The organism is Flavobacterium crassostreae (genome assembly GCF_001831475.1).
Lineage (GTDB): Bacteria > Bacteroidota > Bacteroidia > Flavobacteriales > Flavobacteriaceae > Flavobacterium > Flavobacterium crassostreae.
Map to the genome: position 1 here is coordinate 1,841,827 of NZ_CP017688.1, position 24,694 is coordinate 1,866,520.

Annotated in this window: 24 protein-coding genes; 13 read left to right on the forward strand and 11 right to left on the reverse strand. The window is 35.1% G+C overall.

Annotated features, from left to right (window positions below):
• Window positions 1-13: 13 nt before the first annotated feature.
• The 6 genes from LB076_RS08220 to LB076_RS08245 all read right to left on the reverse strand — a co-directional run bounded on the left by LB076_RS08220 (window position 14) and on the right by LB076_RS08245 (window position 5,994).
• Window positions 14-1,132: a hypothetical protein gene (locus LB076_RS08220; RefSeq protein WP_066331586.1), complete on the reverse strand. Its 1,119-nt coding sequence runs from the start codon at window positions 1,130-1,132 to the stop codon at window positions 14-16.
• A gap of 2 nt (window positions 1,133-1,134) precedes the next feature.
• A complete protein-coding gene (locus tag LB076_RS08225; protein ID WP_066331585.1) occupies window positions 1,135-2,148 on the reverse strand; it encodes a WaaS/CpsH family glycosyltransferase in 1,014 nt (337 codons plus the stop codon).
• 209 nt (window positions 2,149-2,357) lie between these two features.
• Window positions 2,358-3,227 carry a glycosyltransferase family protein gene (locus LB076_RS08230; RefSeq protein WP_066331584.1) on the reverse strand — a complete coding sequence of 290 codons (870 nt, stop codon included), beginning with the start codon at window positions 3,225-3,227 and terminating at the stop codon, window positions 2,358-2,360.
• 80 nt (window positions 3,228-3,307) lie between these two features.
• Entirely contained in the window at window positions 3,308-4,282 is a 975-nt protein-coding gene (locus LB076_RS08235; protein ID WP_099092450.1) for a glycosyltransferase family 2 protein, read from the reverse strand.
• Between the two features lie 12 nt (window positions 4,283-4,294).
• Complete coding sequence (locus LB076_RS08240) at window positions 4,295-5,215, reverse strand: glycosyltransferase family 2 protein (RefSeq protein ID WP_066331582.1); 921 nt, start codon at window positions 5,213-5,215, stop codon at window positions 4,295-4,297.
• Between the two features lie 23 nt (window positions 5,216-5,238).
• Window positions 5,239-5,994: a glycosyltransferase family 2 protein gene (locus tag LB076_RS08245; RefSeq protein ID WP_099092430.1), complete on the reverse strand. Its 756-nt coding sequence runs from the start codon at window positions 5,992-5,994 to the stop codon at window positions 5,239-5,241.
• Between the two features lie 81 nt (window positions 5,995-6,075).
• Between LB076_RS08245 and LB076_RS08250 the strand changes: the two genes are divergently transcribed.
• Window positions 6,076-6,786, forward strand: a complete 711-nt coding sequence (locus LB076_RS08250; RefSeq protein ID WP_066331578.1) for a polysaccharide deacetylase family protein — start codon at window positions 6,076-6,078, stop codon at window positions 6,784-6,786.
• On the opposite strand, the gene LB076_RS08255 is transcribed toward LB076_RS08250, so the two are convergent.
• Window positions 6,778-7,515, reverse strand: coding sequence for a glycosyltransferase family 2 protein (locus LB076_RS08255; RefSeq protein WP_066331575.1), 738 nt, complete (start codon window positions 7,513-7,515; stop codon window positions 6,778-6,780). The two genes, LB076_RS08250 and LB076_RS08255, sit on opposite strands and share 9 nt — an antisense overlap.
• Window positions 7,516-7,570: 55 nt before the next feature.
• Here LB076_RS08255 and LB076_RS08260 point away from each other — a divergent pair, with 55 nt between their 5' ends.
• Window positions 7,571-8,395 (forward strand): glycosyltransferase family 2 protein, encoded by an 825-nt coding sequence (locus tag LB076_RS08260; protein WP_066331569.1) that lies wholly within the window; start codon window positions 7,571-7,573, stop codon window positions 8,393-8,395.
• On the opposite strand, the gene LB076_RS08265 is transcribed toward LB076_RS08260, so the two are convergent.
• On the reverse strand, window positions 8,388-9,449 hold the full coding sequence (locus tag LB076_RS08265; RefSeq protein ID WP_066331565.1) for a glycosyltransferase family 9 protein: 1,062 nt from the start codon (window positions 9,447-9,449) through the stop codon (window positions 8,388-8,390). The two genes, LB076_RS08260 and LB076_RS08265, sit on opposite strands and share 8 nt — an antisense overlap.
• A 64-nt stretch (window positions 9,450-9,513) precedes the next feature.
• Between LB076_RS08265 and LB076_RS08270 the strand changes: the two genes are divergently transcribed.
• Window positions 9,514-10,293 (forward strand): lipopolysaccharide kinase InaA family protein, encoded by a 780-nt coding sequence (locus LB076_RS08270; protein WP_066331563.1) that lies wholly within the window; start codon window positions 9,514-9,516, stop codon window positions 10,291-10,293.
• 47 nt (window positions 10,294-10,340) lie between these two features.
• Here LB076_RS08270 and LB076_RS08275 read toward each other — a convergent pair whose 3' ends face one another.
• Window positions 10,341-11,156 (reverse strand): 2,3,4,5-tetrahydropyridine-2,6-dicarboxylate N-succinyltransferase, encoded by an 816-nt coding sequence (locus tag LB076_RS08275; RefSeq protein WP_066331561.1) that lies wholly within the window; start codon window positions 11,154-11,156, stop codon window positions 10,341-10,343.
• Window positions 11,157-11,417: 261 nt separating this feature from the next.
• Here LB076_RS08275 and ruvX point away from each other — a divergent pair, with 261 nt between their 5' ends.
• Both ruvX and LB076_RS08285 read left to right on the forward strand, forming a co-directional pair.
• Window positions 11,418-11,834, forward strand: coding sequence for a Holliday junction resolvase RuvX (gene ruvX / locus LB076_RS08280; RefSeq protein ID WP_066331558.1), 417 nt, complete (start codon window positions 11,418-11,420; stop codon window positions 11,832-11,834).
• Between the two features lie 120 nt (window positions 11,835-11,954).
• Window positions 11,955-13,454, forward strand: coding sequence for a malate:quinone oxidoreductase (locus LB076_RS08285; protein WP_066331552.1), 1,500 nt, complete (start codon window positions 11,955-11,957; stop codon window positions 13,452-13,454).
• Between the two features lie 42 nt (window positions 13,455-13,496).
• Here the strand turns inward: LB076_RS08285 and LB076_RS08290 are convergent, their stop codons facing one another.
• Entirely contained in the window at window positions 13,497-15,722 is a 2,226-nt protein-coding gene (locus LB076_RS08290) for an FUSC family protein (protein ID WP_066331797.1), read from the reverse strand.
• Window positions 15,723-15,920: 198 nt separating this feature from the next.
• On the opposite strand from LB076_RS08290, the gene def reads away from it, so the two are divergent.
• From def to mazG, 3 genes are all read left to right on the forward strand, one after another.
• Entirely contained in the window at window positions 15,921-16,508 is a 588-nt protein-coding gene (def, locus tag LB076_RS08295; RefSeq protein ID WP_066331549.1) for a peptide deformylase, read from the forward strand.
• Window positions 16,509-16,592: 84 nt separating this feature from the next.
• Entirely contained in the window at window positions 16,593-17,027 is a 435-nt protein-coding gene (locus LB076_RS08300) for a DUF5606 family protein (protein ID WP_066331547.1), read from the forward strand.
• 106 nt (window positions 17,028-17,133) lie between these two features.
• Complete coding sequence (mazG, locus tag LB076_RS08305) at window positions 17,134-17,919, forward strand: nucleoside triphosphate pyrophosphohydrolase (RefSeq protein ID WP_066331546.1); 786 nt, start codon at window positions 17,134-17,136, stop codon at window positions 17,917-17,919.
• A 20-nt stretch (window positions 17,920-17,939) separates the two neighbouring features.
• On the opposite strand, the gene LB076_RS08310 is transcribed toward mazG, so the two are convergent.
• Window positions 17,940-18,620: a Crp/Fnr family transcriptional regulator gene (locus LB076_RS08310; RefSeq protein ID WP_066331544.1), complete on the reverse strand. Its 681-nt coding sequence runs from the start codon at window positions 18,618-18,620 to the stop codon at window positions 17,940-17,942.
• 110 nt (window positions 18,621-18,730) lie between these two features.
• Here LB076_RS08310 and LB076_RS08315 point away from each other — a divergent pair, with 110 nt between their 5' ends.
• The 5 genes from LB076_RS08315 (at window position 18,731) to LB076_RS08335 (ending at window position 24,679) form a co-directional block, all read left to right on the forward strand.
• Entirely contained in the window at window positions 18,731-21,109 is a 2,379-nt protein-coding gene (locus LB076_RS08315) for a heavy metal translocating P-type ATPase (protein WP_066331543.1), read from the forward strand.
• Window positions 21,110-21,199: 90 nt separating this feature from the next.
• Entirely contained in the window at window positions 21,200-21,391 is a 192-nt protein-coding gene (ccoS, locus tag LB076_RS08320; protein ID WP_066331542.1) for a cbb3-type cytochrome oxidase assembly protein CcoS, read from the forward strand.
• 2 nt (window positions 21,392-21,393) lie between these two features.
• Window positions 21,394-23,583: a cytochrome-c oxidase, cbb3-type subunit I gene (gene ccoN / locus LB076_RS08325; protein ID WP_066331539.1), complete on the forward strand. Its 2,190-nt coding sequence runs from the start codon at window positions 21,394-21,396 to the stop codon at window positions 23,581-23,583.
• Window positions 23,584-23,587: 4 nt separating this feature from the next.
• Window positions 23,588-23,758, forward strand: a complete 171-nt coding sequence (locus tag LB076_RS08330) for a cbb3-type cytochrome oxidase subunit 3 (RefSeq protein WP_066331536.1) — start codon at window positions 23,588-23,590, stop codon at window positions 23,756-23,758.
• Between the two features lie 21 nt (window positions 23,759-23,779).
• Window positions 23,780-24,679: a cbb3-type cytochrome c oxidase N-terminal domain-containing protein gene (locus tag LB076_RS08335; RefSeq protein ID WP_066331534.1), complete on the forward strand. Its 900-nt coding sequence runs from the start codon at window positions 23,780-23,782 to the stop codon at window positions 24,677-24,679.
• Window positions 24,680-24,694: the final 15 nt, after the last annotated feature.

The following is a 24,694-nucleotide window of genomic DNA, read 5'->3' on the forward strand; positions in this document are numbered from 1 at the left end:
TTATAGCGGCTTTTTATTTAAAGTCTAAATCTCCTTGGTAATATTCTTTGATCTTACGTTTAAAGCGTTTATAACTATAAATATCAGATACTAATTTAAGTTGTTTTTTTTGATAAACCTCAAAGGCTTCTTTTTTATCTAGCACCAGGATATCGGTAACAATATTGTGATGCAAGGTATCAAAATTAGCGTAGACGGTTTGTGAATTTTGAAATTCGGTGGTAAAAAAAACAGCATTATAGACTGCAAAAGAGATGCATCCTGAAAAAATAGATTCGACAAAATAATTGTCTAAACCTTCTCCAAAAGTAATAGCAAATTTTGCCTTTGCTATTAACTCTTTGTAGGTATCGTACTTCATATCAGAGATAACAACTATTTTATAGTGTGGTAATTTTTGCGCAATCTGATCTAAAATTTCTTGTTTAGTGACACTAGTTTTATTGGGTACTCTGTCAATTTCATCTGGAGAAACAATGATAATATTTTCTTTATCCTCATAGGCTTTAAAAAGATATGGAGTAGGACTCATCCAAGGTTGCAAAAGATGTAATGGAATGCCATAATGGTCTCTTTTTTCTTGGGTAGCATAATTATCATGAGCAACAGTCATGGTTAGGTTTTTGGATATTTTTTTTAGAGCATCAATATAATTTTGAGACGGCATCAATAAATCGTTTTGATTTAAAATATTGATTTGCACATGTTCTATATTTTGTATCCATTGTAGCAACGGTGCCATTTTTTTGTTGGTTAAACTAAATAAAGGCACCATGTAGTCCGGAATGTGTATTTCTAATTTTTTTGGTTTTTTAAATTCGGTAGTAATTTGACTGAAATTAAAAACCACAATATCGTTTTTGAACTGGCTAAAGGTATGTGCTGTTTTTCTTTTTTTAGGCAAAAAGCTAGCCACTACATTGCTTTTATGCACCTCAAATAATGTGTTAACCTCTTGTAGGATAGAGCAAATAGATAACAATCCGCCACTGATGTGATCGGTTTCTGAGGGAACAAAAAAGAGAATTAAATTATCGGTATCTTTGGTATTGGATTTTAAATACTGTTTTCTAGCTTCAATAGATTTTTGGAGCTCTTTTATTTTTTTTAAAAAATTAATTTGTAATGTCATAATTAGGGTTGTGATCCAGTTATTTGTAAAGTATGCTCTATCCAGTAAGAAAAACTATATTTATGTTTTATTTCGGGTTTAATTTCTACAAGATCTGTTTTTATAAACAATGCCAAATTGGTTGGGTTGTCATAGATATGGATGTTGTTTTGAGTATAAAAATCATAATCTTTTATGGCGGTATTGGTCGTAATCAATTTTTTATGGTATCCTAGGGCCTCAAACGGTCGGAAAGACAATCCTTTATGTAGACTATCATGTGCCATGTCCAAAATTATTTTGGTGTTAGCAACATGTACCAAATTTTCTTTAAAGGAGATGGGTTTTTTAAGAATATTTATATAAGGATATTGCTTTAATTTTTTGGCCTTAGATTTTTTGGCCATTATATTAATATTCAATTTTAGTCCTAATTTATGGAGCTGCTCACAAACCACCAAAAGAGTATCCATTCTATCATCAAAACTCCCTAGATAATAAACATCAAATGCAGGCTTTTTTGAATCAAAAATAGCGGTATAACAATCAAAATAAAAATTATTTAAAATAGAAACTTTTGGGTTATTTACTAGATCTTGTTTGTCAAAAACATAAAACTTTTTAAACAACGGAATAGTGGTTGCCGCCATCGGAAACCTATTTAATCCATCCCATTGGTAGGCATAGAGTTCTTTTGTTTTTTGTTGGACCAATTCAAGGATGTTTTGGTCAAACAAATCTGGTCTTATAACCAAACCATAATCAAAATCATTAGGCACATGGTGTAACGTATCTAAATAGGTGGCATTTCTAAAGGCGCTTTGTAGTTTTTTTTTGTAAGATTTATCTCCTAAAAAAACTTTTCGTAAAAAACTAATTACTTTATGCGTATTGCTTTTGTATCTAAAAGGGGTGTTGTCACATAACAACACGGTTTCAAAACCAAGTAGATTTAAGTTCTCTATAAAACACTCGTATATTTTAAAATCAGAAGTTATAGCCAGTATGATTTTTTTTCCTTCAAATTGTTTTTTCATGGCTTTTTCATGGTTTCTTTACGGTTGTATAAAAATAATAAATGCAATTTTTGGTTCGGATTTAATTTTGCAAATGTAGCGCATTTGTAGTCTGTAACCTAGTGGGTTTTTCGGAACGTAATTGCCTTCTCTTTTTTTCTTTTTGGGTGCATTGTGCTACAAAATAATTTTCAGAAATCTAGTAAAAGGGACATAAAACAATCCATCTTTTAGTTAAAACCTTTAAACTTACCCATTCGGTTGTTTTTAAAATCGGATTGTGCTTTAAATTGGTATTTATAAAAATTGAAAATATTATTGGTATAATTCAAATTAGTTTGTACTTGGGTTTTATAGGATTTTTTTATCTCTGAAATATACTCTGGAAAAACAGAGTAGTATTTTTGTTCGAGATAGAGTGCGTTTCTAATCATATAATACAGCCGTATAGGAGCGTGCAAATGTTTTTCTTTTGAGACAAGATATAATGTTTTAAAAGAGCGTCTTTTAATTTTGTTACCAATACGGTGTTTGAAATAGTTATTTTTAAATTCAATACATTTAAAGCCATTCTTTAGAGCCGCCAAGCAATAATCAAAATCCACTCCATCAATAAATAGATTTTCATCAAAACCGCCTATTTGAGTGTAATTTTTTAAATTAATCACCGATCCAGAGGTTATCACAGTCGGAACCTCTTGCGAGAGTACCTCTCTAGGATCTACAACCAGATTTTTATCACTGTATTGCAGATTAAATAGCCCAACGGTTTCTTTGTTTGGAAAATTTGTAATATCCTCAAAATACCGATCTAGGTTTGCCGTAATAAATGAGGAGTCCTGATCCATGGTTAGCAAAAAATCAAAACCATCTGCCAGGGCTTGTTGGCAAGCTTGGTTCAAGCGAACGGAGAGTCCTTTGTTTTCGAGGTCAGAATAATAAACCATTTTGGGGTTGTTTTGGTCTCTTAAAAAAGCACATGCGCTAGCTTCGGTGTTGTCATATACATAAACTTTATTTACCTTAGAGGCATAAGTGGATAGGTTTTGTAACTCTTCTTGGTTTGGATGATATACTATTACACAAGCCGCTATATTCATTGGTAGGTTTTTAAATTATAGAAAATTGCCAGTCAAATAGTGGCGTTTAAGAGTGCTCTTGTGCGCTATTGTCAAAGGCCTTAAAGTTGTCTTTTTTGGGCTATTTTGTCTGCAACAATACAGCCGTAATAATAAATGGGGTTGTCTTTTTTGATTTCTTGTAACATCCGTACACAAGCGCTTCTAGAATCTGCAATTCGGATATTTAAGGCTTCTTTTTCAAGTGTGGTTAATCTAAAATCATCTTTAAATTTAAGGTAAGAACTATAGCGAGAATAATATTTATTAAATAAATACCGTTTTTCAAAAATAGTTTTGGGACTATTTAGGCCCAAAAGAATTCTTTTTAACTTTATTTTTTTGTCTTTTGGAGCCTTACTTTTAACGCCTACTTGTTGGGATTGGTGCAGTCGGTACGAAATTAAATTTTCGGCTAAATAGCCTAGATTGGTATTAAAAGACAGTTTTTTTGCAATTACTTCATCGTGTAGGTTTTTGGTCTTTTTTACAAAAGGTAAAACAGTTGCTTTGGCTTCTTTTGTAATACACATGGTTGCTCCAGTGGCAATATTTCCGTTGAGAGCAATTATATTTAAAAGGTCTATGGGTTTGGTGTATTCTTTTTCAAAAAAATGGACACATTCCCAAAGCGTTTTAGAACCAATAGGAGAACCTTCTTGGTCTATGAAATCGGCATCAGTAAACACTCCTTGCATTTTGGGATTGTCCTGAAAGTACTGAATTATTTTTGCAGTTTTATCTTTTTTCCAAATATCGTCTTGATCTGCCAAAAAAATAAAATCTCCAGTGGCCAACGAAAGTGCCTTTTCAAAATTTTTGGTACTCCCCAAGTTTACTTCATTTTCATGAATTCTAAAAATGGTAGGGTATAAATTGGTATACTCCGTAAGAATTTGAAGGGTGTTGTCTGTTGAAATGTCATCACAAACAATAATTTCGTCGGGCAGATGGCTCTGTTGGTTCAAAATACTATCCAATTGTTTGGATAGGTATTTGGCTCCGTTGTAGGTACATAAAATTACAGAAATTTTCATTTTCATTTTTTTTTATTCAATTAATTTCTGTCTAGTTTTTAAAGAGTGCGATAGTGGAGCCCCTATCAAAAGGACGCTAAATAGTTGCCAATATTTGGGTTTAAAAAAACTTTTAAAGAAATATTGTATTTGCAAATAGGTCACTAAAAATTTATAAGCCCAGTAACCAGAATGTTTTTTAATAACGTATAGTAAAGAAATTTTGAGCTCAATTTTGATATCCATGCCACTTGGGGTACTGGCGCCGTGGTGGTGGATGTATTTTGCATCAGGGATCAAAAAACAACTTTTGTTTATTTTTAGTAATCGTTTGCTAATATCGGTTTCTTCGTAGTACAAAAAAATATTGGTATCAAAACCACCAACCGCATTAAAATCTTGGTTACGAATAACCATAAAGCTACCCTGTACATAACTAACCGCTAATGGGTTGAGGTACGTTGCTTTTCTTTTTGGATACTTTTTGGGGTTGCATTTTTCAATAAAATCTCTTCCGAAAAAGGCTTTAGTAACGCTGGCAAAATGATCAAAGGCTTGCATTGGAGTGCCGTCTTCTTTAAAGGATTGTCCGCCCACCATACCTATGGTAGGGTTGTTTTGGAGTGCTTTGATCAAGATGGACAAGCAGTCGTTCAGAAACACAGTGTCGTTATTAATAAAGGCCAAATGTTTTGCGCAAGCATAATGCACTCCAAGCATGTTGCCAGCGCCAAAGCCAGTATTTATTTTGCTACGCACTAGTTGTAGGTGTTCAAATTTTGTTTGATCACAATATTTCTGCAGCTGCAAAAAATCTTCTTTTTCAGAACAATTATCCACAACAATAATTTGAAAATTAAGCGAAGGATCGGTGTTTTTTAGAATACTTTCAATGCATTCTTGAGTAAGAGAACTGGAATTGTAATTAATCAATACAGCAGCAATTTCAAACATTCTATCTAATTTGTTAAGTGTAATTATTCTATTTTTCGGTACATCATCCAGAGTTGCAAATACCGTTTTAAAACCGCAAAAGAATGAATGTAAGCAAGAATAAAACCTTCTTTGCCGTCCAGAAAACCCAAACGATAGAGGTATTGCCATAAAAAACGGTAACTAGGTCTTATAAAAAAATGGTAGCCATTGGGTTTTGTTTTTTTGATATAAAGACCTTCGGCTTGTAATTTGCTGTACAAATTTAGTTTGGCGTTGTAGTTGTCAAAACTTTTGTAACTGTAGTGGTTGGCACTTTCTTTCAAACGCCCAACTGCGCCATTGGTTGCAATAGATTCGTGCACTAGGTTGCCATTGTATTGGCAATATTTTTTATTAAAAACCCGGATTACTTTATCGGTTTGCCAACCTCCATAACGGATTTTTTTTCCCATAAAAAACAAATTCCTTTTAATGGTAAAGGCAACAAATTCTTTGGGATTGGTAATGGCTGTTATAATTTCTTTTTCAAGAGAAGCTGTAATTATTTCGTCTAGATCAAAAAAAACAATCCAATCATTAGTTGCTTTTTTAAGGGCAAAATTTCGTTGTTTGGAAAAACTATCAAAATCCCGTCTGAATACGGTAACGCCCATTTTTTGGGCTATAGCAGCGGTGTTGTCTGTGCTGTTGGAGTCTACAAAAATAATTTCATCGGCAAAAGCCAAACTCGAAACATATCGTTGGATATTTTCTTCTTCGTTGAACGTTATTGCTAATGCAGTTATTTTTGGCTTCAAATTATTTTGATTTCTATTTATAAGGTTATTAATCACAAATGTAATAATTTTACCATTATTTACTAATATTATATTTGACAAATGAATCGATTGCCTATTTTAATGTATCATAATGTAATTCCTAATCAAGCCCTTAGTTCTGGTCTGAGCATTGCAGCACAAAATTTAGAAAGCCAATTTAGCTATCTGATGGAGGCTGGGTTTACATCTTTTCATTTTTCGGATTTAGAATCCAAAACAATCCTTCCTAAAAAAAGTGTGGTAATTACTTTTGATGATGTAACGGTAAACCAGCTCATTTATGCGGTTCCGTTACTTAAAAAGTACCATTTAAAGGCTACTTTTTTTGTTCCATTGGCCTACCTAGGCAAAGCCGATTTATGGAATCAAGGCAAAGAACCCATCATGACTGTTGAACAATTGCAACAGCTAGACGACAATATTGAGTTGGGTTTGCACTCGTATGCACATAATAAATATGCGGCTATGTCCGAGGCCGAAATTATGCAGGATTTTGAAAAATGTTTTGCAACAATAGCACAAAACAAACTAAAGGTAGCTCCAATTTTGGCATATCCGTATGGCAATTATCCTAAAAAAGACCCTCAAAAAACGCGTTTTGTATCGATATTAAAACAGCATTCTATTGCATTTGGTTTACGAATTGGAAATAAGCGCAATAGATTTCCGTTCCAAAATCCTTACGAAATAACCCGTATTGATATTAAAGGCCAAGATAGTCTCTTGCGTTTTAAGCTAAAATTGCGCTTTGGAAAACTAAAATTATTTTAGATTTCTTTGTATTAAAATTAGCTTCACATACCTAGAAAAAACGCCATACGCATTTATGCTGGCTAAGGCCAAACCAGGAATGCCGTCCATGAAACCTCTTTTTAGAATATACGAAGAAAAGAAACGGTATAAAGGTTTGAACATTAAATGAAAATAAGTGGTTTTTTTGCCTCTTTTGTACGACGTATTTGCTTGGTACCAAGCGTAAGAATCTTTTTTTTGTAATAAAGCAAACAATCCTTTATAGGTATAATGGATCATAAAGTTTTGGAGTGTTCCAGTGCTTCCTTCTACGTGGAGTTTTTCATGGACATCTCCGCTAAACCGAATGTTTTTGTTTTTTACCAATCGTGTTACCCGATCTACTTTATGGTACAAAAAACGGTTCATATAAAAGTGCGGAAAACGGAGCTTGTATCCTGCGTGTTGGGCTGTGTTTAGTACCGAAAGAATTTCTAATTTTAGTTTTTGACTCACCCGTTCGTCTGCATCTATAAATAAAATCCAGTCTCCTGTAGCAGTTGCTATGGCGTGGTTTTTTTGATTAGAAAAAGTGTCAAATTTGCGCTCCAGAACAACACAGCCCAAATGGATTGCTTTTTCTTTGGTGCCATCAGAGCTAAAGGAGTCTACTACGATTATTTGATCCGCAAATCCTACGGATTTAACGGCATCTTCAATGTAGTCTATCTCATTATAAGTTGGAATTATTACCGAAAGTGTACTCATTATTTTTTTTAAACTAAAAGCTAAATTAACAAATTTAGGCTATCTTTGCGTTATTATGCAAAAGAATATTTCAGTTATTATAAGTACATACAATTCGGCGGAATGGCTCAAAAAAGTTATTTGGGGCTACAACACACAAACCTACCGTAATTTTGAAATGGTTATTGCTGATGATGGTTCCCGCCAGGAAACTAAAGATTTAATTGAAGATTTAAAAAAAGAAGTTTTTTTTCCAATTATACATGTGTGGCATCCAGATAATGGTTTTCAAAAATCACAAATCCTAAACAAAGCTATTTTGGCCTGTACGACAGATTATATTATGATGTCTGATGGAGATTGTATTCCGCGTTCGGATTTTGTCGAACAACATATAAAATTTAGAGAAGAAGGCTTTTTCTTGTCTGGCGGATATCATAAATTACCGATGGCGCTCTCGGAGAGTATTACTCAAGAAAACATCTATTCGGGCCAGTGTTTCTCGGTTTCTTGGTTAAAGAAAAACGGTATGAAAGCCTCTTTCAAAAACAATAAGATACACGCCAAAGGCCTTTTTAGTACTATTTCTAATTTTTTGACTCCAACTACACCAAGCTGGAACGGGCACAATGCTTCTGGTTGGAAACAAGACTTGCTTGCTATTAATGGTTTTGATGAAAGAATGCAATACGGAGGACAAGATAGAGAGCTAGGAGAGAGGTTGGTCAATTACGGAATTAAGCCCAAACAAATACGCTACAGTACGGTTTGTTTGCATTTGGACCACCCACGTGGGTATGCTACTCCAGAATCTATACATAAGAATAAAAACATTCGGAAAGAAACCAAGCTGCAAAATAAAAAATGGACCAATTTTGGTATAAAAAATGAAGCTAAATAGTGTTCTTTAAAAAACGATCTAATTCCGGGAGGATCATCTCGGGTGTGAGTTGTAGGTAGAGTTCTTCTGGGTTTTTTTCTATTTTTTTGCGTTCTTCAAAAGTAAAATCAGCAAATAAATTGGGTTTCATTTCTAACAAATGCACGGAGTGGTGTTTTATTCCATCTTCAAAACTAGCCCAGTGGTCTTTGTTTACATACGGCGAAAAAATGGTAAAAGTGGGCTTGTTTAATGCCTTAGCGATATGCACTGTGCCTCCTTCATTTGCCACCAAGGCGGTACATTGGTTCATTATTTGTATAAAATCACGAATGTTTTTGGCGTATATATCCAGCAGAATATTGGATTTATTTTTGCAAAGAGCGTAAATCTTTTGCGCTTCTTGTTTTTGATTTGGAGCGTAATTAAAAAGTACTTTTACTTCATAATTAGATGTTATAAAGTCTGCCATCTGGGCTACGTAGGCGTATGGCATAGATTTTTGAGGCGTACTGCCTAAGATGCCAAGTACCACAATCTTTTGGTTGGCATGTTCTCCTAAATAGTTTTGTGTTTGTTCTTTGGTGGTCAAAAATATTTTGGGCTCATAATCTATGGATTCAAAAGATCCTGCTTGCTGTAATAAATGGATTCGGTCTTCAATTGCTTTGCCGCAAATTTTTGTTTTTTCTTTAGCAATAGCTACAGGATTGGTGTAATATCCTAAGTTTCCTAATTTTTTTCGGCTTTTATGGCCTATGGTTTGTTTGGCTCCTGAGAATTTACAAATTAAACGGCTTTGTGTTTTAGAGTATGGGTCAAAAATAATATCGTACTTTTCTTTCCTAACAGCACGGATAGTCTTAAAAAGAACGTCGATTTTTTTGAGTTCTTGGTCATTTATACTAATAATTTTATCTATATTGGGATTGTTAACCAACACGCCATGTGTAAAGTCATACGCCATAAAATGAATTTCACTATCGGGATGTTTTGCTTTAAAATTATTTGCAATCACAGAGCTGATTAGTACATCTCCAATACGCTTGTTTTGTATGATTAAAACTTTTTTCATAAAATTATTTCTTGTTGCAAAGTACTATTTTTTATACTTTTAAACCAAATAAAAACTACCGAACGTGAAAATTATACTGCATCCAAAATACTTGAGCCACAAAGAAGCTATATTACAGTTAGTTGCAACCTTTTTTGACCAAGGAGAGCTTATTGTACAAGGATCCCGAAATACCATTAAGTCTAATTTTTTGGGAAACCAAAAGGTAAATATTAAGTTTTTTGCAAAACCAGGAGTTTTTAAATCCATTATATATTCTTTTTTTAGAAGCACTAAGGCAAAGCGTTCTTTTGATTATGCCAATTATTTATTGGAGCATAACATACGCACTCCGTTTCCGGTGGCTTATCTAGAGGATCGCAATGGTTGGAATCTTTTGGCAGAGAGCTATTATCTGTGCCAACAGTTGGATTATGATTTTACGATACGGGAGTTAATACACCAACCTTGGTTTGTGGATCGGAACCTGATTTTGCAACAGTTTGCCCAATTTACGTACCAGATGCATCAGGCACGCATTAATTTTTTAGACCACTCGCCCGGAAATACGTTGGTGGTTCAAACCGGTGCTCAAAAATATGATTTTTATCTTATAGATTTAAATAGAATGCGTTTTGAAGATTTATCTATAGAACAAAGAATGGATAATTTTAAAAAAATGTGGCTCTCTAAAACCATGGTTAAAGTAATTGCCAAGGCTTATGCAGAGTTGAGTGGGTATCCAGAGGAGCAGTTACAGGCTATTTTGCTCCAAAAAACCACTTCTTTTAAAAAGAAAATTACCCAAAAAAAATACCTAAAGCGCAAATTAGGTCGGTTGTACCAAAAAAAACCTACCTCTTAAAAATAGATTTAAGGGTAGGCTTTGGTGTGTGGATGTGGTAGCGGGAACTAAACCGCTACATTGTATTCGCGCAAGGCGTCATTCAATGAAGTTTTGAGGTCTGTAGAGGCTTTTCTTTGTCCGATGATCAATGCACAAGGAACCTGAAACTCTCCTGCGGCAAATTTCTTGGTATAACTCCCTGGAATTACTACAGAACGTGCCGGAACAAATCCTTTTACTTCCACAGGCTCTGGACCAGTAACATCAATAATTTTGGTAGAGGCAGTCAAGCAAACGTTAGCTCCCAAAACAGCTTCTTTACCTATATGTACTCCTTCTACAACAATACAACGAGAACCTATAAAAGCACCATCTTCAATAATAACAGGGGCAGCTTGTAGGGGTTCTAGTACTCCGCCAATACCTACACCACCGCTTAGGTGTACGTTTTTGCCTATTTGAGCACAACTTCCGACGGTGGCCCAAGTGTCTACCATGGTTCCTTCGTCTACATAGGCTCCAATGTTTACATAACTAGGCATCAAGATTACACCGCTAGAAATATAAGCACCATAACGTGCTACGGCATTTGGAACTACTCGGATTCCTTTTTCGGCATAGCCTGTTTTTAGGAGCATTTTGTCATGGTATTCAAAAATCCCAGACTCCCAAGTTTCCATTTTTTGAATAGGAAAATACAGCACCACGGCTTTCTTAACCCATTCATTTACTTGCCACGCATCACCTTTGGGTTCTGCAACACGTAATTTTCCAGAATCTACCAATGCAATTACGTCTCTAATTGCCTTTGTAGTAGTTTCTTCTTGCAACAAAGCTCTGTTTTCCCAGGCTTTCTCTATAATGATCTGTAATGATTCCATGTGTGATTTGTTTTTAGCAAATATAATTGGATTTTTTATAATCCCGAAAGCCTTTTAAGAATACTCACATAATTGTTTTTATTGTTTCATAAACAACAGTAGGGAGCTCTAGGTCTAGAATTGTTTTGGGGATTATGCTGCTGCAAAAAGGCCACAGATATTCTGCCTCTTGCTTAGGTGTGGCAAAACCACCACCAAGCAACTACGCTTGGTATTATACCAACATATTGCAGTATCTTTGTGGTTTTAAATCTATTTATTATGCCTAGAATTCTCTCCATAGACTACGGACAAAAACGCACCGGAATAGCCGTTACCGATGAATTGCAACTTATCGCTTCGGGATTAACAACCATACCTAGCGCAACAGCAATTGCATTTTTAAAAGAATATTTTGCCAAAGAAAACGTAGAGGCAGTACTAATAGGAGAGCCCAAACAAATGAATGGGCAGCCCTCAGAGAGTGCATCGGTTATAAAAGGATTTGTAACCCATTTTACCAATCATTTTCCGGATATGAAAGTTATCAGAATGGACGAAAGATTTACCTCCAAAATGGCTTTTCAGACCATGATTGCTAGCGGACTAAACAAAAAACAAAGACAAAACAAGGCTTTGATAGACGAAATAGCCGCTACAATCTTGCTTCAGGATTATTTAACCAGCAAACGGTTTTAAGCATCATACAGCTGTCCATGTATAATAATCTAAGTATTTAAAATTTCTAACTTTTCTAGTTTAGAATATGCTTTTTTTTGCCATTATAAAAAGTATCTTTGCATTTTAAAATATTTTGCTATGCCTGATACAACCATACGTTCAAATACTGAAGTAGTTCTGATAGGAGCTGGAATTATGAGTGCCACACTTGGTTTAATTCTAAAAGAACTACAGCCGGATATTAAAATAGAAATTTTTGAAAGATTAGATATTGCTGCAGCCGAGAGTTCTGATGCTTGGAACAACGCAGGAACAGGTCACTCTGCATTCTGTGAGCTCAATTACACCCCGGAACAAAAAGATGGCAGTATTGATCCACAAAAAGCAATTAGTATTGCAGAATCTTTTGAGGTTTCTAGACAATTTTGGGCTTATTTAGTAGAAGAAGGTAAAGTTCCTTCGCCTGAAAATTTTATAAAAAGTATCCCGCACTTGAGTTTTGTATGGGGAGAAAAAAACGTAGCATACCTTAAAAAGAGATTCCAAGTTTTACAACAAAACCAGTTGTTTAAAGACATGGTTTTTAGTACTGATTTAAAAGAACTAGAGCAATGGATGCCACTGGTGATGGAAGGAAGGGAAACAAAAGAAAAAGTAGCTGCTACAAGCATGAAAATAGGCACGGATGTTAATTTTGGAGCCCTAACCAGAAGCATGTTTTCGTATTTAAGCACCCTAGATGGCGTAACCATTCATTACAATCATGAGGTGGATAGATTGAGACAAAACGACGATGCAAGCTGGAGAATAAAAATCACAGATCTTGCCACTGGTCAAAAAAGAAAAGTGTACACCAAATTTGTTTTTATTGGCGCAGGTGGTGGCTCTTTGCCTTTGTTAGAAAAAGCAAACGTTCCAGAAGGCGAAGGGTATGGTGGTTTTCCGGTTAGTGGACAATGGCTCAAATGTACCAATCCCGAAGTTATAGCAAAACACGCCGCCAAAGTATATGGTAAGGCCAGTGTAGGCGCACCTCCAATGTCTGTACCACACATTGATTCTAGAATGATCAATGGCGAAAAACAATTATTATTTGGCCCATTTGCAGGGTTTTCTACCCGATTTTTAAAGAACGGATCCTATTCCGATTTACCCTTATCAATAACCACAGACAATATTTGGCCAATGATTTCGGCCGGAATAAAAAACATTCCGTTAACCAAGTATTTAATTGAGCAAGTACGCCAATCTACAGAAGATAGGATAAAAGCGCTACGAGAATATGTGCCTAATGCCAAATCTGAAGATTGGGTAATAGAACGCGCAGGACAACGGGTACAAGTTATCAAAAAAGACGAAAAAGAAGGAGGTATATTAGAATTTGGTACAGAGGTAATCACCACCTTAGATGGTTCTCTTGCGGTTTTGTTAGGAGCCTCACCTGGTGCCTCAACGGCGGTTTCTATTATGCTAGATCTAGTAGCACGTTGTTTTAAAGAGCAAGCAGCTAGCCCAGAGTGGCAAACCAAGTTTAAAGAAATGATTCCATCTTATGGGCAAACCCTAAATGATAATCCAGAGCTTTCGGATCAAATCAGAAAGCATACATCGGTTGTCTTAAATTTAAACCAACACTAAACTGCTTTTTTTTAGATTGTTATAAAGCCCAATGACTTAGAGTTATTGGGCTTCTTTTATAACCACCAATGCTTGGGTAGATTTAACAATATTTTCGGACAAATTATTTAGCCAAATGAGTTGTTCAATGATTAAATGCGCCTCCTGCATTTTTAACTGAAATTCCTGGTCCTTAATTTCTTTTCTATTTTTTAACTCTCGGACTCTTATATTTTTTAGCGCCGTAAAATGCTTGCTGATATCCTCACCAACAATTTGATGCGACACTGAGGTTTGTTTTTGATTCAATACAAGGGTAGCATATTCTAGATTTTGGATCACCCGATCTACAACTGCGTTAAATGCTTGGGATGCTTCGGAGGTTTTATGGGATTGAATGTAGGTGCCAAGCGAGGCCACAGAAGAAAGTAAACTATGATTAAGAACCGTAAGTTTGTAGAGCTGCGGGAGTTGGTCTTGTTTGGATTTTGGTTCTTGCACCATTCTCTGAAAAGAAGCCATTAAATTTCCGATGGCAATAAAAGCATGCTTGCGAGCCAATCGGTAGGAGCTAGGAACCTCTCCTTTTTTGTTATAAAAAATAGAAATTTGTTGGAGATAATTTTGGTTGGCCAGAATGGATTTTTCTAAAAACACCGGCACATTCAAAAACTCCCAAGAGGGCCAAATAAAGCTGTTTGCCAAAAAAGATAACAAGGCACCCACCAGTGTATCCAAAACCCGGTATTGTATTACATCTACAATATTTGGAGTCAGAATTCCGTACACAAAAATCACATATACGGTTATAAAAGTAGCACCGATTTTGTAATTGGTAGGAGTAAAAGAATATCCTAAAATCATGGCTATAATGGTAAGTCCACCAATGATTTGGGGTTGTTGTACAAAATATAAAATTCCAAAAGCAATTGTCCCTCCCATAAAGGTGCCAATTATTCTATGGTAGGTACGTTGTTTGGTGAGTCCGTAGCCCTGTCTCATAATAACAACAATGGTCAAAATGATCCAATAGGTATTCTCAAAAGGCAGTATTTGACCGATTATAAAACCTACTAAAAGCGTAATGGTTAAGCGCAAAGAATGTCTAAAAACAGTAGAAGAAAAACTAAAATTTTCAATTAACGTTTGTAGTGGGTAGTATTGCGGTGTGATAAATTTTTCTAAATCCTTGTCTTTATTTTTGAAATCAGACACCGTACTTTTGGAAGTCAGGGTGCGCTCCAAAATTTTTATTTTTTCAACTTGCTTTTCGGCATAATGCAACATGGTAGTTAGCATAAAAACCCCTTCGTCTGCCGCTTCGCCACCAACCTGACTTTGGTACTCTGCAATAGCCAGCTCTAGGGCATATAGATCCTTAATGAGATCTTGTTTTGCGTTATAAACCGTACCATTCTCCAGAGTTTTGGCTAGTTTTTTTAAGTTTTTGGCTAGGTTTGCAGCCAAATTTTGATAGGTATTTAATACAATAGGATGGGCGTCAAACTTTTGATGCAATTTGGCATGATCAAAGGAGTTAGAAACCGCTAATTCCATTATTTCTACCAGAGAGATAAAAATCATTAGCATTTTTCTGTTTTGATCAGAAGAGCCTGTATTGGCTCTATTCAGGACCAATACCTCTCTAATGTTTTCTTGTATAATATTGAGTTCTACCTGGAGGTAGAGCTGTTTTTTAGTAATTTCTTCTCGGTCCGATTTTAATTTCCATAAATTACCTCTTAGTTTTAAATATTTAGAAGTAAGCTGCATACATTGCGCAATTTGTAATTGGATATACCGGTGCGGGCGCACATAATGAAACAGCACAGAAATAAACAAATAAAATAGACCACCACTGAGCACAAGCCCAGAATATTTTAAAATATCCCAACCAGTTTGTATGTGTGCAAAGGTTAAGGATAAAGCCAGTAAACCAGAAAAAGAAGTCATGCTTGCACGCTGGCCATATACCGAAATCATGGACAAACTAAAAACAAGAACCACCAATAGCGTATAAAAAATAATCGGATAGGGATAGGCTAAGTTAATAACCAAATTGAGACCAGACACAATAAAAGCGGTTACAAGAATACCATTTACCTTATGGGTTAAATTACTGGGAATATCACTCGGATAGGTAAAAAAAGCACCCAATGCCATGGTGAAACCCATTTCAAAATGCCCTAAATAAGTAAACAACAGTACCGGAAAAACAGAGGCAATGGTAACTTTTAGGGCACTTGTGAAATCCGTAGAATCAACAAATTTTTGTATTTTAGAAAACATAATATGTATAGTTACCAACAAAGGTATGGTTTGTTGGTATAGCAAAGCCCAAGTTAGCACGAATTAAGTTTAAATTATAAAAAAATACTATTTATCAACCAGTAATTATTCATTGTCTAAAAATTTACTATTTTTGCCATCCGTAATCAAGAATAGCAAACACGCAATGCGGGGCAATTAATACTTAATATAATTACAATGATTTTACCAATTATAGGATACGGAGATCCGGTACTAAGAAAAGTAGGAGAAGACATTTCAAAAGACCATCCAGATTTGAAAGAAACCATTGCTAACATGTACGAAACAATGTATAATGCTTCTGGAGTTGGGCTTGCTGCGCCACAAGTAGGCAAGGCCCTGCGTCTATTTGTTATAGATACGACACCCTTTAGTGATGATGAAGATTTAGAAACCGAAGAGCAAAACCAACTAAAAGGCTTCAAAAAAACCTTTATTAATGCCAAAATGATTGCCGAAGATGGCGAAGAATGGTGTTTTAATGAAGGTTGTTTAAGTATTCCAGATGTTCGGGAAGACGTGTATAGAAACGAAAGAATTACTATAGAATATTGCGAAGAAGATTTTGTGGTAAAAACAGAAATATTTGATGGTTTGATAGCTAGAGTAATCCAACACGAATACGATCATATAGAAGGAATATTATTTACGGATAAAATCTCGTCTCTAAAAAAACGATTGATACAAAAAAAATTAAAAAACATTACTGAAGGAAAGACTTTTCAAGACTACAGAATGAAATTTATAGCAAAAAAAGGAAGATAATGCTGCCTAGCAGTAGTAATTGCACGCTTTTTGCATACCCTATACAAACACAAATCAAATTCTTAAAATAAAACACTTTAAAAAATGAATTTAGAAAAAATATTAGCCATTTCTGGTAAGCCCGGTTTATATTCTCTTAAGGTACAAACCCGTTCTGGTTTTGTTGCAGAATCTTTAGCAGATGGAAAAAAAATTACAGTAAACTTAAAAAGTAATGTAAGTTTATTATCTGAAATTTCAATTTACACTTACGAAGGCGAAAAACCGTTAGCTCAAATTATAAACAATATAGCTAAAAAAGAAAAAAACCAAGCTGCAATTTCTCATAAAGAAGATAATGCCACTTTATTGGCCTATTTTAGAGAAGTGTTGCCAGAATTTGACGAAGATAGAGTCTATCCTTCGGATGTAAAGAAAATTTTAAATTGGTACAACATTCTACAATCTAAAGGATTGGTTACAGATGTGCTTGATGAAGAAACAGTTTCTGCCGAAACAGAAACAGAACAAGCAAAATAATACTAAAAAGTATTCCGAATACTACTTACTTACACCTTACCCAAAATCCTGTAATCTACCATTATTTAGAATACAGGATTTTGTAATTTAACACCAACCTATTGTTATGAATTCAAGACCAAGCCAACTGCAAGCCTTTGAGAGACTACTAAACATCCTGGATGATTTGAGAGAGAAATGTCCATGGGATAAAAAGCAAACCATGCAAAGTCTACGTCATTTAACCATTGAAGAAACCTATGAGTTAGGAGATGCCATTTTAGATAACAATATGGAGGAGATCAAAAAAGAGCTTGGCGATGTGTTATTGCATCTTGTTTTTTATGCCAAAATAGGCAGCGAAACCAATGCATTTGATATTGCAGATGTGTGCAACGAAATTTGTGATAAATTAATCCACAGACATCCGCATATTTACAGCGATACAGTAGTTAAAGACGAAGAAGAGGTAAAGCAAAATTGGGAAAAATTAAAACTAAAAGAAGGAAGAACTTCTGTTCTAGAAGGGGTTCCAAAAAGTTTGCCTGCATTAGTAAAAGCCAGTCGAATTCAAGACAAAGTCAAAGCAGTTGGGTTTGATTGGGAAGAGCCGAGTCAAGTCTGGGACAAGGTGCAAGAAGAATTGGCCGAACTCCAAGTAGAAGTTGCTGCAGGCGATAGAGATAAAATGGAGTCTGAGTTTGGAGACGTATTATTTTCAATGATTAATTATGCCCGATTTTTAAACATCAACCCCGAGGATGCTTTAGAACGAACCAATAAAAAATTTATACAACGCTTTCAATATTTAGAAAGTAAAGCCAGTGCTCTAGGCAAGCCTTTAATGGATATGACATTGGCCGAAATGGATGTTTTTTGGGAACAAGCAAAAAAAGGTACCAATACTAAATAAGTTTTTCTGCGGTAGCAAATTTACTCAGCTAATTTTTTAAGCTTTGCTAGATCCAGAATAGTAATTTTTTTGCCCGAAAGCGCAATTAAGCCCGATTTTTTAAAGTCAGACAACAACCGAATGCAGCTTTCTGTGGCGGTACCAATCATGCTCGCCAATTCTTCACGAGATAATTGAATTCGTAAGGAGTGGTCTGTATTTATACCAAAAGTAGTTTCTAGATAAACCAGCGTTTCTGCAAGTCTTTCTTTTACGGTTTTTTGCGCCATAGAAACCGTATGGCTATCGGCTTCTTTTAGATCGCCACAAATACTTTTCATAACATTCATTGAAAAATCATTGTTGTGGTTAAAAAAACCCATAATTTCTGTTTTTGGAATAAAACAAACCTCCATATCCTCTAGTGCAACAGCACTCAAATTTACGGGTTCTTCACTAATCATGGAGCGTTGCCCTAGCAATTCTCCTTTGGACACCAATTTGATGATTTGGTCTTTGCCATTTTGGCTTAGTTTGCTTAGTTTGCAAACCCCATCTTTGATACAAAAAATCCCATTTACATTTTCTCCCTCACTAAATATGGTTTCTCCTTTTGTAATGGTATACGAGGTTTTGCAATCTGCAATTTTAAGCAACTCATCTTTTTTGAGTGCCTTTAGAGAGCTGAATTCTCTAACAATACATTGTTCACATTTACTCATCACAAAAGGGGGGTTAATTGTTACACAAATTTAATCATTAAGTATGACATATATCATATAATTCGTAACATTCATTTAAGAACTTTGCAAAAGGTAAATTGAGCAAAATTATGGACACAAAAAACTGTTTCCATTGTGGTTTAGATATTGTAAAAACAGAAGAAATTATTTTTGATCAAAAAAGTTTTTGTTGTAATGGTTGCAAAACCGTTTACGAAATTTTTAGTCTCAATGATCTGTCTTGTTATTATGATTTTGAAAAATCCCCTGGTACATCGCCGCTGGATATAGCAGGCAAATATGATTTTTTAGACAACGAAACTATTGCTACTAAGTTAGTAGAATTTCAAGAAGAAAATATTGCCATCATTGCAATGAGTATACCAAATATTCATTGTAGTTCTTGTATTTGGATTTTAGAAAACCTCCAAAAACTTCAAAAAGGGATCCAGAGCTCACAGGTAAATTTTCCAGAAAAAAAAGTACGCATTACCTACAATCCTCAAATTGTTTCCCTCAAAGAGATTGCTTATTTGTTAAGCTCCATTGGCTATGAGCCGTATATTAGTCTTGAAAATTACCAAACAGCCAAGAGTGCCATTGATCGGAGTTTGACCTATAAACTAGGAGTAGCGTTTTTTTGTTTTGGAAACATTATGCTATTGTCTTTTCCGGAATATTTTGAGGTAAAAGAATTTTGGTTAGACAATTACAAGCCTTTTTTTAGAGGATTAATATTCGCCTTGTCTTTACCGGCATTTTTATATTCGGCCAGTGGGTATTATGTTTCTGCCTACAAAAGCATAAAGTCCGGAATGTTAAATATAGACATTCCGATTGCTTTAGGAATAATAGTAATGTTTGTTAGGAGTACCATAGATATTGTGTTTAATTATGGATCGGGTTTTTTTGATAGCTTGACCAGTTTGATTTTTTTTATGCTCTTGGGCAAAATGTTTCAAATCAAGACCTATAGTTTTTTAAGTTTTGAGAGAGATTTTAAATCGTATTTTCCGATAGCCATAACCAGAATAAACCCAGATACCTCAGAAGAAAGTGTGCCTATTTATGACATTCAAAAAGGAGACCGCTTGCTGATAAGAAACCAAGAGTTGATTCCGGTGGATGGTATTTTAATTAGCGACAAAACAGCCATAGATTATAGTTTTGTAACCGGAGAATCCGTACCTATAATCAAAAACTCTGGAGACAAAATATATGCTGGAGGAAAACAAATTGGCAAAGTAATAGAGATGGAAGTCTTGCATTCTGTATCCCAGAGTTACCTAACACAACTGTGGAGCAATGATGTTTTTCAAAAAAATGTAGCCCGTACGCACAAAACCATCACAGACAATATTAGCCGTTATTTTACCCCTATTTTACTGACTATAGCCTTTATTGCCTTTGGTTATTGGATAGCTATAGATACCAACACTGCCTTTAATGTGTTTACAGCAGTACTAATTGTGGCTTGTCCTTGCGCCCTAGCATTAACAGCTCCTTTTACTATGGGTAATGTGTTACGGATTTTAGGCAAAAAACAATTTTATCTCAAAAATGCTTTAGTAATAGAACAATTGGCAGCCGTAGATACTATTGTTTTTGATAAAACAGGCACCATAACAACCAATAAAAAAGCTGCCATTGTTTATGATGGAGCGCCATTATCCGATACCAATTTAGCCCTGATAAAAAACGCCCTGCGTGCATCTAACCATCCTTTGAGTAGGATGTTGTATGATTTTTTGCCAGAATATCCAAAGAAGACAATTACGGACTTTCAGGAAATTACTGGACAAGGAATTTTAGCCCATGCAGCTGGTGTGGCTATTCAAATTGGATCCGGTATTTTTGTACAAAACAAAGCAGAGACCAACAGTTTGCAAACCGCCGTACATATTAAAATAGAGGGTATTTATTATGGCAAATATATCTTTAATAATCAATATAGAGAAGGCTTAGAAACCTTATTTAAAACCTTAAAAAACAACTACCAAATCCACGTTTTATCCGGGGATAATGAAGGCGAAAGAACCATCTTAGAGAATTTATTGCCCATAGGTACAGAACTAGTTTTTAACCAAAAACCAGAACAAAAATTAGAATTTATCAAACAATTGCAACTAAGTGGCAAAAATGTGATGATGGTTGGGGATGGTCTAAATGATGCGGGCGCTTTGGCACAAAGTAATGTAGGTATTTCAATATCCGAGAATGTAAATGTTTTTTCGCCCGCCTGTGATGCAATTTTAGAAGCACAGCAATTTGAGAAATTAAACTACTTTTTGTCGCTATCCAAAAAAGCCATGCGCACCATTAAGATGAGTTTTACATTGTCTTTTTTGTATAATGTAGTTGGGCTTTTGTTTGCGGTAACCGCCAATTTAGAACCCCTGGTAGCGGCTATAATTATGCCTTTGAGCACCATAACAATTGTAAGTTTTGTAACCTTGATGAGTAATTATTATGCCAAAACAACACAGTAGGTAAAAAAAGTATATTTAAGCAGAAAGCATGATAAATATCATGTTTATTAAGGATTCGATAAAGTAATTTTGTTAACATAATTTTAAGGTATGAGTGTTATTTATTTATTGATTACCATTAGCATATTTGTTGCAATAGGTTTTTTTATTGCTTTTGTAGTAGCAGTAAAAAGCGGCCAGTATGATGATGATTATACGCCCTCAGTACGAATGCTTTTTGATGACGAAATCAAAAAAACCAAAAAACAAGGAATACAAACAACAGAAGAAAAACAAATTTAATTATGGAAATGCAGCAGTTTTATTATGACAACAAAATTGTAAAGAAATTCATTTACGCTACCATTCTTTTTGGTGTCGTAGGAATGCTAGTTGGTCTAACACTAGCAATTTTATATCTCTTTCCTAACCTAACCGATGGTATTTCATGGTTGAGTTATGGTAGATTAAGACCTTTACACACCAATGCGGTTATTTTTGCTTTTGTGGGTAATGCTTTTTTTGCAGGAATGTATTATTCTATGCAGCGATTACTTAAAGCAAGGATGTATAGTGATTTTTTAAGTGGACTTCATTTTTGGGGTTGGCAACTTATTATTGTAGCGGCTGCAATTACTTTGCCTTTGGGGTATAGTACTTCCAAAGAGTACGCGGAACTAGAGTGGCCTATTGATATTGCAATTACTTTTATTTGGGTAGTTATGGGTATCAATATGATCGGAACTATGATAAAAAGAAGAGAACGCCACTTATATGTAGCAATTTGGTTTTATTTAGCCACTTTTGTGACAGTAGCTGTTTTGCATATTTTTAATAGCTTAGCAATACCAGTTTCATTGCTATCAATGAAAAGTTACTCTGTTTATGCAGGCGTGCAAGATGCTCTAGTGCAATGGTGGTACGGGCATAATGCAGTTGCTTTTTTCTTGACTACACCTTTTTTAGGATTGATGTATTATTTTGTTCCTAAGGCTGCTAACCGTCCGGTATATTCTTACCGATTGTCTATTGTACACTTTTGGTCATTAATATTTATTTACATCTGGGCAGGACCACACCACTTATTGTATTCGGCTTTGCCAAACTGGGCTCAAAATTTAGGGGTAGTTTTCTCCATAATGTTAATTGCACCATCTTGGGGAGGAATGATTAACGGCCTCTTGACCTTGCGTGGAGCTTGGGATAAAGTTAGAGTAGATCCAGTATTAAAATTCTTTGTAGTTGCAATTACAGGTTATGGTATGGCAACTTTTGAAGGACCAATGTTGTCTCTTAAAAATGTAAATGCAATAGCGCATTTTACAGACTGGATTATTGCTCACGTACACGTAGGTGCATTGGCTTGGAACGGATTTATGGCTTTTGGTTTGATATATTGGTTAGTACCAAGAATGTCCAAAGGACCTTTATTTTCAGCAAAATTAGCTAATTTTCATTTTTGGATTGGTACCTTAGGGATTATACTTTATACTTTACCGATGTATGTTGCTGGTTTTTTACAGGCATCTATGTGGAAACAATTTAACCCAGACGGAACCTTAACCTATGGTAATTTTTTGGAAACCGTAACGCAAATTATGCCAATGTATTGGATGCGTGCAATAGGAGGTACCTTATATTTAGTAGGGATGCTTGTTTTGGTTTACAACATCTACAGAACCATTAGAGCAAACGCTGCCATTGAGGATGAGTTAGCCGAAGCACCAGAATTACAAAAAATAAGTAGTAGCCGTATTAAAGGAGAGAAATTTCATCCTTGGTTAGAAAGAAAACCAATTCAATTAACAATTTTAGCAACAATAGCTATTTTGATAGGAGGAGTAATCCAAATTGTACCTACCATTATGGTAAAATCTAACATTCCTACCATTGCTAGTGTAAAACCATATACTCCATTAGAATTAGAAGGACGTGATTTATATATTAGAGAAGGTTGTGTAGGGTGTCACTCTCAAATGGTAAGACCTTTCCGTAGTGAAGTAGAACGTTATGGCCCACAGTCTAAGGCAGGAGAGTTTGTTTATGACCATCCGTTTTTATGGGGATCCAAACGTACTGGACCAGATTTATTACGAGTAGGAGGCAAGTATAATGATAACTGGCACTTTAACCACATGTGGAACCCACAAAGTACTTCTTCAGGATCTATTATGCCAGGTTACAAATGGTTATTTGATAATAAAGCACTAGATATTTCGGATATAGAATCCAAAATGAAAGTAATGCAAACATTAGGAGTGCCATATACCGATGCCGAAGTTGCTGATGCAAGAAACGCAATGAAAATACAATCTCAAAAAATTGAAAACAATCTAAATGCCGATCCTGACTTTGTAAAAAGTTATGAAAACAGCAAGAAAAAAGCCATTGCCAAAGGAGAAGAATTTGTACCAATGCACCAAAGAGAAATTGTAGCATTAATTGCCTACATACAAAGACTAGGGACCGATATTAAAGTAAAAGATAAAAAGTAAAATTATGTTTGAACAAATAAAACACAACATGGAAACGATCTCTGGAGTAGAGATATATCCGATCCTATCGTTACTTATTTTCTTCATTTTTTTTGTAGGGCTTGGAGTTTGGGTTCTATCCTATAAAAAGGAAAAAATAGATGAGTTGAGTCAAATTCCTTTAAAGGATAATTAGTAAAATTTCAAAATAGTTACAATGAAAAAAATAATTCCAGCATACGTAAGAGTACTTTTAATTTTCTTTCTCGTGTTTGGCGCAATGGAATACTTTATAGATTCAGGAGATCGCGCAGCATTTATAAAATACCCCATGGTTTCCTTGTTCTTAGCCGTATTTTTATTTGTTTTGATAGCCATTGAGATAACAGTAAGTGCCATAGATAACATCAGTTATCAAATGCTCAGTGCCGAAGAAAAATTGGCGTTTGAACAAGAGAGCGCCACTAGCTATAAAGACAAGGAATGGTTTCAGAAATTAATGAAAAAACTGACCAAATCAGAACCAATAGAAAACGAAGAAAATCTTTTATTGGATCATGATTATGACGGAATCAAAGAGTTAGATAATAATTTACCGCCATGGTGGGTGTATTTATTTTACGGCTGTATTGTTTTTGCGGTAGTGTACTTGGTTCGTTTTGAAATAATGGGAGGAGATAATCAAGAAATGGAGCTCCAAAAAGAATTAGCTCAAGCCAAAATTGATGTAGCCCAATACATGAAAACAGCTCCGGATTTAATGGATGAAAAAACCGTAACCCTACTTACAGATCCTGCAGATTTAGCCATAGGAAAAACCATTTTTGCAACCAATTGTGCCGCCTGTCACCGAGCAGATGCTGGAGGACAAATTGGACCCAATTTAACGGATGACAAATGGATTTTAGGAGGCGGAATCAAAAACGTATTTCATACCATTAATAATGGAGGGCGTGATGGTAAAGGGATGATTTCTTGGAAAGGAACTCTAAAACCTAAAGAGATGCAAAAAGTAGCAAGTTACATTTTGTCTCTACACGGAAGCAACCCTAAAGATCCAAAAGAAGCCGAAGGCGAGGTTTGGGTTGAAGAAGCTACTGTAGCTCCAGCACAATAAAAGCACTGATTTGCT

Excerpts from the sequence above, each read along its gene's own strand:
- LB076_RS08220 (WP_066331586.1), bottom strand. The coding sequence starts at position 1,132 with ATGACATTACAAATTAATTTTTTAAAAAAAATAAAAGAGCTCCAAAAA.
- LB076_RS08225 (WP_066331585.1), bottom strand. The coding sequence starts at position 2,148 with ATGAAAAAACAATTTGAAGGAAAAAAAATCATACTGGCTATAACTTCT.
- LB076_RS08230 (WP_066331584.1), bottom strand. The coding sequence starts at position 3,227 with ATGAATATAGCGGCTTGTGTAATAGTATATCATCCAAACCAAGAAGAG.
- LB076_RS08235 (WP_099092450.1), bottom strand. The coding sequence starts at position 4,282 with ATGAAAATTTCTGTAATTTTATGTACCTACAACGGAGCCAAATACCTA.
- LB076_RS08240 (WP_066331582.1), bottom strand. The coding sequence starts at position 5,215 with ATGTTTGAAATTGCTGCTGTATTGATTAATTACAATTCCAGTTCTCTT.
- LB076_RS08250 (WP_066331578.1), top strand. The coding sequence starts at position 6,076 with ATGAATCGATTGCCTATTTTAATGTATCATAATGTAATTCCTAATCAA.
- LB076_RS08255 (WP_066331575.1), bottom strand. The coding sequence starts at position 7,515 with ATGAGTACACTTTCGGTAATAATTCCAACTTATAATGAGATAGACTAC.
- LB076_RS08260 (WP_066331569.1), top strand. The coding sequence starts at position 7,571 with ATGCAAAAGAATATTTCAGTTATTATAAGTACATACAATTCGGCGGAA.
- LB076_RS08265 (WP_066331565.1), bottom strand. The coding sequence starts at position 9,449 with ATGAAAAAAGTTTTAATCATACAAAACAAGCGTATTGGAGATGTACTA.
- LB076_RS08275 (WP_066331561.1), bottom strand. The coding sequence starts at position 11,156 with ATGGAATCATTACAGATCATTATAGAGAAAGCCTGGGAAAACAGAGCT.
- ruvX (WP_066331558.1), top strand. The coding sequence starts at position 11,418 with ATGCCTAGAATTCTCTCCATAGACTACGGACAAAAACGCACCGGAATA.
- LB076_RS08285 (WP_066331552.1), top strand. The coding sequence starts at position 11,955 with ATGCCTGATACAACCATACGTTCAAATACTGAAGTAGTTCTGATAGGA.
- LB076_RS08290 (WP_066331797.1), bottom strand. The coding sequence starts at position 15,722 with ATGTTTTCTAAAATACAAAAATTTGTTGATTCTACGGATTTCACAAGT.
- def (WP_066331549.1), top strand. The coding sequence starts at position 15,921 with ATGATTTTACCAATTATAGGATACGGAGATCCGGTACTAAGAAAAGTA.
- LB076_RS08300 (WP_066331547.1), top strand. The coding sequence starts at position 16,593 with ATGAATTTAGAAAAAATATTAGCCATTTCTGGTAAGCCCGGTTTATAT.
- mazG (WP_066331546.1), top strand. The coding sequence starts at position 17,134 with ATGAATTCAAGACCAAGCCAACTGCAAGCCTTTGAGAGACTACTAAAC.
- LB076_RS08310 (WP_066331544.1), bottom strand. The coding sequence starts at position 18,620 with ATGAGTAAATGTGAACAATGTATTGTTAGAGAATTCAGCTCTCTAAAG.
- LB076_RS08315 (WP_066331543.1), top strand. The coding sequence starts at position 18,731 with ATGGACACAAAAAACTGTTTCCATTGTGGTTTAGATATTGTAAAAACA.
- ccoS (WP_066331542.1), top strand. The coding sequence starts at position 21,200 with ATGAGTGTTATTTATTTATTGATTACCATTAGCATATTTGTTGCAATA.
- ccoN (WP_066331539.1), top strand. The coding sequence starts at position 21,394 with ATGGAAATGCAGCAGTTTTATTATGACAACAAAATTGTAAAGAAATTC.
- LB076_RS08330 (WP_066331536.1), top strand. The coding sequence starts at position 23,588 with ATGTTTGAACAAATAAAACACAACATGGAAACGATCTCTGGAGTAGAG.
- LB076_RS08335 (WP_066331534.1), top strand. The coding sequence starts at position 23,780 with ATGAAAAAAATAATTCCAGCATACGTAAGAGTACTTTTAATTTTCTTT.